This window comes from Secundilactobacillus paracollinoides DSM 15502 = JCM 11969, from assembly GCF_001311135.1.
Taxonomy (GTDB): domain Bacteria; phylum Bacillota; class Bacilli; order Lactobacillales; family Lactobacillaceae; genus Secundilactobacillus; species Secundilactobacillus paracollinoides.
Map to the genome: position 1 here is coordinate 1 of NZ_BBAG01000070.1, position 12,240 is coordinate 12,240.

The 12,240-nt window shown below is 43.0% G+C and carries 9 protein-coding genes and 5 pseudogenes; 5 read left to right on the forward strand and 9 right to left on the reverse strand.

Annotated elements, in window-relative coordinates:
* Positions 1 to 491, forward strand: a 491-nt coding sequence (locus JCM11969_RS14480; RefSeq protein WP_054712242.1) for a response regulator transcription factor, incomplete at its 5' end; no start/stop codon positions are given.
* 113 nt (positions 492 to 604) lie between these two features.
* On the opposite strand, the gene JCM11969_RS14485 is transcribed toward JCM11969_RS14480, so the two are convergent.
* The 4 genes and pseudogenes from JCM11969_RS14485 to JCM11969_RS14495 form a co-directional block, all read right to left on the reverse strand.
* A complete protein-coding gene (locus tag JCM11969_RS14485) occupies positions 605 to 1,462 on the reverse strand; it encodes a DegV family protein (RefSeq protein ID WP_054712244.1) in 858 nt (285 codons plus the stop codon).
* A gap of 198 nt (positions 1,463 to 1,660) precedes the next feature.
* Positions 1,661 to 1,879: pseudogene (locus JCM11969_RS14490) on the reverse strand (iron ABC transporter permease); the annotation flags it as partial.
* A 113-nt stretch (positions 1,880 to 1,992) separates the two neighbouring features.
* A pseudogene (locus JCM11969_RS17275) lies at positions 1,993 to 2,109 on the reverse strand (GNAT family N-acetyltransferase); the annotation flags it as partial.
* A gap of 4 nt (positions 2,110 to 2,113) precedes the next feature.
* Positions 2,114 to 2,215 (reverse strand): annotated as a pseudogene (locus JCM11969_RS14495) (recombinase family protein); the annotation flags it as partial.
* Positions 2,216 to 2,417: 202 nt separating this feature from the next.
* On the opposite strand from JCM11969_RS14495, the gene JCM11969_RS14500 reads away from it, so the two are divergent.
* Positions 2,418 to 2,759, forward strand: coding sequence for a hypothetical protein (locus tag JCM11969_RS14500; RefSeq protein ID WP_054712248.1), 342 nt, complete (start codon positions 2,418 to 2,420; stop codon positions 2,757 to 2,759).
* A 25-nt stretch (positions 2,760 to 2,784) separates the two neighbouring features.
* On the opposite strand, the pseudogene JCM11969_RS14505 reads toward JCM11969_RS14500, so the two are convergent.
* From JCM11969_RS14505 to JCM11969_RS14515, 3 genes and pseudogenes are all read right to left on the reverse strand, one after another.
* Positions 2,785 to 5,548, reverse strand: a pseudogene (locus JCM11969_RS14505) (DNA methyltransferase).
* A gap of 120 nt (positions 5,549 to 5,668) precedes the next feature.
* Complete coding sequence (locus JCM11969_RS14510) at positions 5,669 to 5,947, reverse strand: helix-turn-helix domain-containing protein (RefSeq protein WP_054712250.1); 279 nt, start codon at positions 5,945 to 5,947, stop codon at positions 5,669 to 5,671.
* Between the two features lies 1 nt (position 5,948).
* The gene (locus JCM11969_RS14515) at positions 5,949 to 6,308 is read right to left on the reverse strand and encodes a type II toxin-antitoxin system RelE/ParE family toxin (RefSeq protein WP_003589709.1); all 360 of its coding nucleotides are present in this window, start codon (positions 6,306 to 6,308) and stop codon (positions 5,949 to 5,951) included.
* A 208-nt stretch (positions 6,309 to 6,516) separates the two neighbouring features.
* Between JCM11969_RS14515 and JCM11969_RS14520 the strand changes: the two genes are divergently transcribed.
* Positions 6,517 to 7,350: a DUF6414 family protein gene (locus tag JCM11969_RS14520; RefSeq protein ID WP_054712252.1), complete on the forward strand. Its 834-nt coding sequence runs from the start codon at positions 6,517 to 6,519 to the stop codon at positions 7,348 to 7,350.
* On the forward strand, positions 7,350 to 8,495 hold the full coding sequence (locus tag JCM11969_RS14525; RefSeq protein WP_054712254.1) for an AAA family ATPase: 1,146 nt from the start codon (positions 7,350 to 7,352) through the stop codon (positions 8,493 to 8,495). The genes JCM11969_RS14520 and JCM11969_RS14525 overlap by 1 nt, the downstream gene beginning before the upstream one ends.
* A gap of 432 nt (positions 8,496 to 8,927) precedes the next feature.
* Here JCM11969_RS14525 and JCM11969_RS14530 read toward each other — a convergent pair.
* Both JCM11969_RS14530 and JCM11969_RS17280 read right to left on the reverse strand, forming a co-directional pair.
* Positions 8,928 to 10,339: pseudogene (locus JCM11969_RS14530) on the reverse strand (MATE family efflux transporter).
* Positions 10,340 to 10,852: 513 nt separating this feature from the next.
* On the reverse strand, positions 10,853 to 11,098 hold the full coding sequence (locus tag JCM11969_RS17280; RefSeq protein WP_420864754.1) for an integrase core domain-containing protein: 246 nt from the start codon (positions 11,096 to 11,098) through the stop codon (positions 10,853 to 10,855).
* A gap of 116 nt (positions 11,099 to 11,214) precedes the next feature.
* On the opposite strand from JCM11969_RS17280, the gene JCM11969_RS14535 reads away from it, so the two are divergent.
* Positions 11,215 to 12,135 (forward strand): prenyltransferase, encoded by a 921-nt coding sequence (locus tag JCM11969_RS14535; RefSeq protein WP_054712256.1) that lies wholly within the window; start codon positions 11,215 to 11,217, stop codon positions 12,133 to 12,135.
* The last annotated feature ends 105 nt before the right edge of the window (positions 12,136 to 12,240 follow it).

A 12,240-nucleotide genomic window follows, 5' to 3' on the forward strand; every position in this document is an offset into this window, starting at 1 on the left:
TTTTTTTGTCCGAACAGCTCAAACCGGACGTTGCCGTTCTGGATATCGAGATGCCCAAGTTAACCGGATTGGATGTTGCCGATAAGATTCATGACAGTGAGTTACCAACAAAAGTCATTATTTTAACGACCTTCGCACAGAAGGCTTACTTTGAACGCGCCATTGCTGCCCAAGTAAATGGTTATTTGCTCAAAGATAGCCCCAGTGATGATTTGATTGACGTTATTCGAAAAGTGATGACGGGCCAAACGGTTTACGCCCCGGAATTAGTCACGAATATGGTGACAGCTGAAAGCAATCCCCTCACCGACCGCGAACTCGCTGTTTTGGCGGCAGTCGCCAGCGGCTTATCGTCAAAACAAATTGCTGCCTCGCTATTTCTCTCAGAAGGAACCGTTCGTAACTATTTGTCCGCTATTTTCAGTAAGCTCGGTGTTCATAATCGAATTGAGGCCGTGCAGATGGCTAAGAAGAATAAGTGGTTGGAATGACTGTTTTATCAAATCAAAATTGCCCTTTTCTCAACAAATTGAGAAAAGGGCAATTTTGATCTGCTTTTCGTTTTAGGTAAAGCTTGAGAGGCGTGACTTATTTTTGTAACACCTTAATACGACTGAACTGTAGCCCCAATCAGCCCTGGCCCTGTATGCACGCCCAATGACGGTGAGACCTCACCAATAAAATCAACTGGCCGACCAGTCGCTTCACGAAGTTTCTCTGCCAACTTTTTAACTAAAGATGGGTTTTGCCCGTGGGCTACTCCTAAACGATAGTGGGTGCTTTTTAAACAATCCTGTTTGACTTGTTCAACCAACTTTTGAATCGCTTTTTCTTCAGATCGCGCCTTAAAAAGAGGGTAGTAGACGCCTTCTGGATCACATGAGATCACCGGTTTAATGTGCAAAACCGAACCGACAAGGCCTGCCACTCGGCCGATTCGACCGCCGGCACTGAGGTACTTCAAGGTTGGCACGTAGAAATAAATCCGACTTTTGACGATTGAGGCACGAACTTTTGCAATCACGTCCTGAAAAGATTCCCCTGCATTGATCAATGATGCGGCATAGGCTGCTTGGATGCCACTGCCAATGCCGATGCTTTTTGTGTCAAGAATGGTTACGGTGTCAGCGGGAAAATCTTGCGCGGCCAATTGAAAGACGTTGTTCGTCACAGACAACGCGCTCGAAATTGTGATACCGAAGATCTGCTGATAACCAGCCGCGAACAGCGCATCCATCGCTTCTTTGGCAGCTTGTGGTGACGGACTGGACGTCTTCGGCAAGGTTTCCGCCGTTGCTAACGCCGAATAAAATTCATCCGGTGTGATATCAACTGCATCAAGGTAATTATGCCCATTCATAGTAATATTCAGCGGTACGACTGCAATATTTTTATTTTCATCAAGAACACTTTGAGGGACATCAGAACCCGAATCAACGACAATTGCAATTTTTTTGGTCATGTTCTGCCTCCTTGCGGCTTTAATAACCATATTATATGGTTTCTAAGACTAGATGTAAATAGGTTCACCACATATATCTTTTTTCGTTCATGTGAATATTCAGCCAGTTTTGCCAACAAAAGTCGCTTCCACAGCAAAAAGAGAGTCAACCAGTCACGGTCAACTCCCTTTTGTCCTATTTCCGACGAAGTTTTGTGGTTACATCGCAATATCCCCATTCTTAGAAACTTTCATGAAGATTAGCAAGGAAATCACTGTCAACGCGGTCAAAATCGTTGATAGTGCAGCTGCAACGCCGTAATTTCCACGAATAACTTCGGTATAAATGGCTACTGTCATTGTCCGAGTCTTGACGTTGTACAACAGAATGGATGTGGATAATTCTGAGATCATCGTGACCCATGAAAGAATGGACCCATACTAATCCCTCGTTTTGAATGCGCTTACGCATATCAAGCTTACACGAGCCGATCTGTTCTGTCAGGCATGGCGATTTTTATGGACTTTGTTCCGGGCGATTTGGCCGCTTATTAAAGCTTCTTAACCAACACCAAACAAGGATTCCAAGCATCCCATAATGTCGGGAAAACTTCCAATCGCTCAAATCCCACTGACTCGTAAAAACGGATGGTTTGATCATATTCAGGACCTCAATTTATCCGTAAATAATTTATCAACGTCTTTTAAAGCCGCTAACTGTCGATCTAAATGTTGCTCCTTGGAACTCACACGCGCATAACCGATTTTAGCCATTTCCAGTTCTCTTTTTGGACAGTTCTAATGAACACTTGTAATTCCTAGTATAGCACAGAATCAAAAAAAGCCAATAGGGTATACCCTATTGGTCGCTTTTGATCCATTATCAATGGCTTTTTAAATTAGGGCCTAGTACTTTTGGAATGGAAATACTTTCCAACACCAAAAATTCTAGACCCAAATAATTTTACAATCTACCATGGCTAAAATGTTAAGCATGCGCGATTTCGACTACTCCAAGATCGGCAACATCTTTGAACTAGACGAAGTCACCCCTAAAATGGCAACTGAAGAACGCCTTGATGATTCTGGCAACAAAATCATGGGCAATGATGGTACACCGCGGAAATTCAACACGGATGAAATTGTCGGCTATAAGTATTCCGTCACGATTCTGGAAGGTGAACATCGTAAGAAGTCCACTCAGATCACCGTTGCTGGTCTCGACTGTCCAATCAACAACGCGGAAATCATGAAACGTGACAGCGTGAAATGCCGCTTTACCGGTTTAGAACCAAGCATGGTCGGCAACCCAATCTAAACGGGTAGTCCTTTTTCTCGCAATTCTACTTGGTCAGTTGCCGATAACGTTCAAACAGCATGGCGACGGTATCACTCTCGGTGGTGCCTTTAATTGTCAGCCATATGCCCGCATAACGGCTCGATCATTATCTTGGTGGGCTTTGCGCAGTTCAGGAACTGTCGCCAACGGATCATAGAGATCAGCTAAGCTACTATCCGGGTAAAGTTTACGGGCATCGAGAATCCCCTGGGCTGTTTGTTCAATCTGCGCCTTTTGCTTATCATCAACTTCTGGCCACGGAAAATTTGCATAGACGGTTGGCGAGTAACTGTAATCGCTCTTCATTCTACCAGCAACCGCACGCATCCACGCCATATGCACATTAGAAGTCATCACACCGAACATATACAGACTGGCATTCGGAACGAGATACAGCTTGTTGCTGGCAATAACCGCTGGAGACATCCACCCCATCGGCACATAACGTCGGTTTTCGCTCGAAACCTCAGGGACCGCTAGATAGTTTGAATCCGGTTGACGAATTTCAGTGAATAACATGGGCATTTCCGCCAATGCTTTAACTGACGGTGTAGGACTTTTCAATCTTGCTTCGGTGACGGCCGCTAACCGTTCCATAATTGGTGGAACAGAACGAAATTGACTTGGTGATACACCCTTTAACCAAATGCAGTACCGCTCAACATTATTGATAAAGTCTCTGGAGCCAACATAACGTCGGATATAACTTTCTGTTTGCGGGTACTGCTTAATTAACGCCGCTCGTTCCGCTGGAGAAAGAATTAAGTTACCCCCGTCTGTTGGTTGGCTTCCCTTAGACATCACAGGAAAGTTGGCACCGGAAATACTAGTCTTTCGACGTGGCTGTGGGAATACATCAGTTCCCGCGGTAAGATACGCATTGATATGGTCAACCAGCTTCATCTGCCCCCCTTCAAACAGACGCTTCTTCTCCTTGCGTGGGTAGCCGGTGAAGCCAATGATGACCACATGGACTTGCGCCTTCTCCTTGGCCTCACTGCTCCAGCGGAATGTCCGATAGGCGAATTGAATTTCAATGCCCTTCTCGAATAGTTTTGGCCAAAGCGTTGGCGCTTGCTCACCTTGCGTGATCGAGTTAGTTGAAACAAAGGCGACCTCGGTCGTCTTACCTTGAATGAAGTCAGCCGCTTTGTTGTACCACGCCGCCACATAATCCAGCTTGCCATACTTGGTAAAATCATGGAAAGCAATATCCATGTCCGCTGCTTGCGCGCGTGTCCGCTTTTCGTGACCATAAAATGGTGGATTACCAATGATGTAAGTAATTCTCTCGCCGCCGACTACCGTTTCCCAATCGAGACGGATGGCATTGCCCTCTGTGATGTTGGTGTACGTCTTCAATGGCAAAAAGTCCATATTCGCGTAAACAATCGCCGCCGTTTCTTCCATCATCTGCGATTCAGCAATCCACAGCGCTGTCTTGCCGACGGACACCGCAAAGTCATTGATTTCAATACCATAAAACTGTTGAATGGACACCTTGATCAAATCGTCATCAACTGCCAACATGCTTTCATTCCCGTAAATCAAGCTGATAACCTGGTTTTCGAGCTTCCGCAATGACAAATAGGTTTCAGTCAGAAAGTTACCTGACCCACACGCTGGATCAAAGAAACGCAACTTACCGAGCCGGGCTTGAAAATCTGTCGCGCGCTGAATCATGGTCTTACGTTGCTTAATTTGCTTGATTTCAGTCAGCTCATTTCGGAGACCGTCTAGGAACATTGGATCAATGACTTTATGAATATTTGCAATCGAGGTATAGTGCATGCCACCTTCACGTCGCGTGTCTGGGTTCAAGGTACTCTCAAACACCGCACCAAAAATTGTTGGGCTGATCTCAGACCAGTCAAACTCCTTGCTGGCTTGATCTAGAATCAAAGCGCGCAACGAATCGGTGAATTGTGGAATCTCAACTTCCTCATTAGTAAACATTCCGCCATTCACATACGGAAACTCAGCCAACTTTTCTTCCAGATATGGGTCGCGTTTATCGATTGGCGTATCCAGCACACGAAACAGGTCTATCAAGGCCGTACGCAGGTGCCGCGTCTCAAATTCATTGAGATAGTCGTGAAACATACCATGACGGCCAAAAATGCCAGCATCTTCAGCGTACAAGCAAAACACTAGACGTACAGACAACTCGTTAATACTACGCTGACTGCTGGCATTAGTAGGATCACGATACTGCGTGAACAGTTAATCGTAAATCTTGCCGACCAACTCACCAGCTTGCATTGAAACTTCCATCTCTTTGTCGAGATGCGGATTCAACTGATCGACGATAAAGTCCAAACGGTAATACGCAGTCGGTAAGTCCTTAGCTGGATCACTGCCGGCTCGCCATTAGGTTGCTCCATATCATACACGAAGAACTGGGTAAAGTTGCTCGTGATAATCCAGCGCGGCCGCTTAGAGTACGGTAAATTGGCGGAATATCGTTTTGCTTGCTCAAATGGAGACAGCAAACTGCCGTCAGACTGCCGTATGCCGTCAAACAAGCTCTTATTTCGGCCTTTCTGTTCAATCAACACCTTGGTTGTGTCAATGAAACCGTCAATAAAGCTGGTGTGATCCAGCATTACTCGGTCTTCAAAACTGATGTACTCACCAGGATTATGAATATCATAGACAGTCTCCAGCAAGTCCAACCAGAAGGTCTGACTATCCTGTCGTTCATTACCACGATCTTGCCAACGCTTGACAAAGGCCGTGGCGGCTCGTTTTTGATCTGCTTCCTTCATGAAACAGCCTCGATTCGTCAGTATTATGTTTCAAGTATCACGCATCAATCATATAAAGAAAAGCGCCAGTCTCGAAGTTCCGAAAACTGACGCTCACAAACATGGGGACATCGCTATATTCTAAGTGAATTCAACCTTGAGCTTCTTTCCCAGTGCAAAGGCAATCTTGCTCATGGTATCAAAGCTAGTGTTCTGGCCATGCTCGATGCGCGCAATCGTTGATTGCGGCACATCTGCCCGCTCGGCTAGTTCCCGTTGGGTCAAACCGGTGCGTTCGCGCTCGCTCATCAACGCCACTGCGCTCTCAAGTTTGGCAGATTCGGCATCAAAGCCTGCCTTGAATTCAGGGTCCTTAAGTTGTTCAGCGAGATAATCGTCAAAAGAAATGTTCTTTGCCATGTTACTTACCTCCCAAATTATCGTAGTATTCTGTCCTGAGTTCTTTGGCATGATTAAGTTCAGACACCGGCGTCTTCTGGGTCTTCTTCGTGAAGCCATGCGTAATCACATAACGCGGACCTTCAACGTGAAAGTACAAGCCCCGCTGGATATTCGATCCTGTTGTCCGAAGCTCAAAGATGCCATCTGATATTTTTCTGATCCACATTTGGCGCGCCGCCACTTGCAAACCAAATTTCTGTGTCTTGGCAATGACGGTGACTAGCTTCTGCTTTTCCACTGGCTTCAAACTATCTAAGAATTCTTGGAATTCATTGTGTCCACTTGGACGCGTGTAAAACTCGAACTTAGGATTTTCCATGTGTTTAGTATACACCTAGCGAGCCACAGTATCAATATATGCTATCAGCTTCTAAAATCCAAATTTCAAAACTTCTTAGTCTCTAAATGAGTGAATTAAAAGACCACCACGTTCGGGAACATTTGTTCGAAAATCGACCATAAAAGCCTTCTACTCTGCTATAATACGTATGAATCAATAAAAATTATATAGATAAGGCGGAACACACATGAAGAAAAGCCTGCCACGAAAAATCATCTACTTTGATGAAACCTCCGCTGTAGATTTATTACAGGTTCGTCAAAAAGGACATCTGACGAGAACCGAGGAAACAATTCGATCTATGACTGGGAAAATTGGCGCAGATGCTGACATAAAAGCACAACTAGACGAAGATGTCGGAGTCAATAAACTGGTGAATCATATCTCTGGCTTATCCGCCGGCATCAACTCAATGATGGGAGCAAATGGATCTCTCAACGGAAGTAAAATTGCCAGAACCGTCATTGAGAATTCTTTGCTTTATGATTTCTTAGAGTCCGCAGAATCAAAACGGGGAACGCCATTATTAGATATTAAGGAAGATTACGCACTCTCAATTCCGAAGGATTCAATGACTTACTTCGCAACTATAGCGCCCCTAACAGAGATGATGGAGGGACATCAACAGCTCGACAATCCAGATATTACCATGGCAATTTCAAAAATGAACAGTGGCATCCGAAACTCTAAAGGTTACTACGAAGTGGTCGGAGAAAAAACTGATTCAAAATTTGGTAAATCCATCACCACTCAAAAGGTATTTCGTTTTAACATTGATGCTTTTAAGAACAATTATCGTATTCAGGATTTGCCTAAAATGAACTTAGTTCTGTATGCTATTCACGTCGGTACAACAAAGCTATCCCAACTCGATTTTGAAACAGAGTTCAATCTTGACAGTCAGCAGTCCGAAGTCGGATTTAGCGGCTTAGCCAAGCAGGCTCAATCCCATCAGGATGCTGATTCTAACGACGAAAAATCGCTTGATGTTTTCGATGTCGTTTTAGCGGGGGTTCGCTAATGGCAAATATTCAACTATTCTACGGATCGAGCAAAGATTTCCGCTCCCTACTTAATCAAAATCAAGTAGAGGACAATTACACACCATTTATGGAGCTGATTCGTCAATATAATGTAACGGTCCGCGCCAACGATACTATGGGCAACAAAGATGCCGAATTTAGCCGCGATAAAATTGGTAATGTGGTAATTTTTGCTGATGACTTTGCATCGGTCACAGAACACGTAATCTCAAATTTCTCGAATATTGTACTACTAGGCCACGACATCGAAAACTTGTATATTCAGAATCCTCCGAAACGAGTTGAATACTCCATCAGATCCAACTTTGATGAGGATGAGATTGTTGAATTAACGTCGCCATATTTTTCTCCAAGTACGACCGAGGTCACAAAACTTTACTCTCAGCTACTAACCGGAAAAGTTATTGGACAAAACAATGCTAAACACGCATCGTGCGTAGGATTGTACAAAGCGGCATACCATCACCAGAAAAAGCCCACTGTCATGATGTTCTACGGACCCTCTGGCGTAGGTAAAACTGAATTAGCTAAGAATATTAGCAACTTCTACCATGGTAAGTTAACACGAATTCAGTTTTCAATGATGCAAACCGAAGAAGCCTTCAAATATGTTTTCGGTGATGAACATGCTCGGCCATCCATGGCTAGGGACTTACTATCGCGCGAATCAAACATCGTCCTAATCGATGAATTCGACAAGGTGTCCCCTAGCTTATATAACGTATTTTATCAAATGTTTGATGAGGGTATTTTCGAGGACATCAATTACAAAGTGGATGTATCTAGTTGCATATTCATCCTAACGTCTAATTTCAACGATGAGGAAACTATTGCATCCACGGTGGGCCTTCCAATATATTCAAGAATTGATCAAAAGATTAAATTTGAAAAACTAACCAAGGAGGAAATCTCCACGGTCATCTCAAATGCCTTCAAGCGAATTCTGTCAGAACTCACCCCTGAGGATCAGAAATTTATTAGCGCCTCAAAATTAGAAGAACACTATCAAGAAAATTTGCAGATTTTTTCAAACGTTCGCATGCTTGATTCATTTATCGAAAATGACGTATATACCATGTTGCTCGAGCAACCAATAACAGTTAACTCAAGTTCAGATGAATAGTAGTGCCCGATCCCACAAAAAGAGCCATATCTCAAGCAATCTGCTATGAGTATATGGCTCTTTTTGTGGCGGATTTTGGCAGGAAACCAAGTAAATTCTACCTATTTCAACCCGTTTCACTTCGTCTGAAATGCCGTCAAATCAAGCTTTTCACTTCAAGTGATACCTGCATTTTATTCCCACTCGATAGTAGATGGTAAACCTCTGGGCGTATAATTTTAGTTAACCTCAAATTATTTTACTATGAGTATAGTGCTGAACAATGGGTATAATAGCTAGGGTTCCTCACGATATTGATAAAGATGCATTTAATCAAGAGTTAATCAGATTTAGAATTATAACGTAATACGCATGGTGCTAGTTAATTTTTAACCAGGTACGGTATAAAAGAAAAAGGTCTGACCCGAAGGCCACACCTTAGTTTATCATGCTTTATTGCCTAATGGGAATCTGCTGACACGGCTTTTTTGGTAATGCCGTTGTCGCCGGCTCCCCTTCGACCACTTCCACCGAACGTTGCAGATTACGAAGTTGCCGAACCGCTCGAATCCATGATGGAATCAAAATCGCACAGGAACCTAACCAAGCCAACGGTTCTGCGGAAACGGCCCCAGCATAGCCAAATGCTTTAACCATGACCAAAGCGGCAAAGACCCGCATGGTTAATTCACCAACACCGGCAAGCGTCGGCAAGACCCGTCGTCCCAGTCCTTGTAGCGTATTGCGAATAATGAAGAGCACGCTCAATAGCAGGTAAGTACTCCCGATAATATTGAAGTAGGTCTGAGATAATTGGATAACATGTTCGTCTGCCGTTCCAATAATCAGCGTCACAATGGGTTTCCCAAAGAAGATCACCAAGGCTCCGGCAAAGACGGCAAAGCTACCAGACAGCCAGAGGGTTTTCTTAACCCCTTCCATGATCCGCCCATACTTACCAGCACCAAAGTTCTGTGCGGCAAAAGTAGCCATGGTTACCCCAAATGAGGACATTGGTAGAGAACACAATTGATCGACCTTAGAAGCAGCCGTAGAAGCAGCCACAGAGTCGGTCCCTAACGAGTTCAGGGCGGCCTGCATCACCATCGTCCCAATCGCAATGATCGATAGCTGAAAGCCCATGGGCATCCCTGTTGAAAAATGCTGCCACAATTCATTAGCACTCACTTTGAAATCATCCCGCGTAATGTGCAGCAACGGAATTGAGCGAATGATGTACACCACACACAACAAGGAAGCAACCACTTGGGAAATGACCGTTGCCCAGCCGGCACCGGCAACCCCCATGTGAAAGACTAAAATAAATAATAACTCTAAAACAACGTTAACAACGGTCCCAATGACCAAAAAGATTAATGGCGTTCGGGAATCCCCCAGTGCACGAATAATATTAGATAACAAGTTAAACGCCATAGATGCAAAGATTCCGGCAAAGATGGTACTAATAAAGATCCGCGCATTGGCAAAAATACTAGCTGGTGTCTGCATTAATTTTAAAATCGGGTCGACAAATGTTAGTGACAGAACCGTCAAAACAATCGTCATCAAAATTGAAATAATGATGCTCGCCGCAAAAGATTGCCGGACGCCCTTATAATCCGGGCGCCAAATCGTGTAGCCGTAATAATCGCTAATCCCGCCGTCAACCCTTGGGCAAACCCAATAATTAAAAAGTTGATTGAACCAGTGGCCCCCACAGCGGCAAGCGCCTTAACACCAAGGGTTTGGCCAACCACCACTGTATCAGAGACATTGTATAACTGTTGGAATAGATTACCAATCAACAGTGGAATCGTAAAGAAGAAAATTAGTTTCAGGGAATTACCCTTGGTCAAGTCGCTCATGTGCGGACCTCCTTTGAATTTTTTGTCAATCAAATTGACGCAAGAAAATTATCATAACGCCTAACCAGACGAATGTCAGTCTTTTTGCTTGAAGTCTTTGCCATTAAGAAATAATCTTACAAGCTTCTTAAGATTTTTTGAAGACCCATTTGTGTTGAAAACGATTGCGGCAAGCAATTGTTATCTGTTTGTCATTTAACTCACTTGTTGACAAGTGTCCAATTCAAGAATTTAATGGACTTATCCACTATTTTTTTATAAAAGAGGTTACTCATGAGGTAGATTGTAAAATTTAAGTTGAACATATTAGTGGACAGAAAAACCCATAAAGGTCTGGACTTAGGATGAAAGTGTGGACACGATTTGATAGAATTTCTACTAGAGAGGATCGTGTCTTATGAGCAAAAGAAAGAGATATTCTGTCGAATTCAAGAAAATGATCGTTCAGCTGTATGAAAGCGGGACTGGTCCCCTGTCAATAAAATAGACAATTTAAATAGAAACTTTTTTGTCCTATGCCACGACTAAATTTTGAATTTGAGTTTGATACTCATCTTCAAGTTGCCTTGGTGATTTGAATCCACAGTGACTGTGAATTCTAACTGTGTTGTAAAACGTTTCAATGTACTGAAAAACTAGTCGTTTAGCTTCGGAGTATGAATGGATTTTAAACCGATTTATCCATTCACGCTTAATCAAGGCATGAAACGACTCAATGCAGGCATTATCCCAAGGATAAGCTTTCTTTGAATAGGCCAGATTGCTAGATACTGAGGATTTTTATGTTTCTAGAACATCGATTGCTGAGTATTAGTACCAGCAAGATTCACATTTCATAGTATGATAGAGGCAGTTTTTATAAAGGAAGTCTTGATATGGAAAGTCTTACTCGTCGTGAACAGTTTAATGCTCTGGTTCAGGCACAGTCAACAGTGATTTCAGCACTCCCATACTTAATGGGATGTGCATTTGCTTATTTCTATTATGATCATTTCAATCTTGGTGACGCTCTTCTTCTTTTCATTGCGGTGATCTCTTTTCATTTAGCAGTAAATGGACATAATCAATATACCGATTATTGGCGCTTTAATCAGAGCGGTTCAAATTCTGCAAACAATATCATTGCCAAGTTTAAAATTCATCTTTCATGGGCCAGGTTAATCATCAGCCGTTTGGTCTTACTTTCAGCTGCGATTGGGGTTTATCTCACAATTAAAACTGGATGGATCTTACTCTTGATTGGGGTTCTAAGTTTTGTGGTCGGATATGCCTATTCAGGTGGTCCGTACCCCATCTTAAAAACACCTTTTGGAGAGTTGGCATCCGGAATCACCATGGGCTATAACATTACCCTACTTGCTATTTATATCAATATTTATAATCAGCCTCAATTAGATTCATTCTTTTGGCTCAAGGGATTTGTGATTGCCCTTCCTGCAATTCTCGTAATCAGTAATGTCATGTTGGGTAATAACATTTGCGATCGTGATGAGGACATTCATATTGGAAAAAGAACCCTTGTGTATTACATTGGAAGACATAATGCGATAAAGGTCTTAACTAGTTGCTATGTTCTCAGTTATATCATGATTGTGGTTGCCGTCCTTTTACATTATTTACCTTTCTTTACCCTGCTCAGTTTAGTTACTATTCCAATTGTTTCTCAACGAATTCATACTTTCATCAGTCACCCAGATAAAATGACCACCTTTTTCAACATTTTGATCAGTTTGCAATTCATCCTAATCAGTGAAATTCTGTTTACGATCGTTGGCATTCTAATGAACTTTAGGTAATCAATGTTCGATTATATTTGAAGTTTAATCCAGCAATCATCAGGCACCTCTAAATTTGAGCTGCTTATGAATTAACTAGTCATGAAGTGAACAAAACGCTCTTTT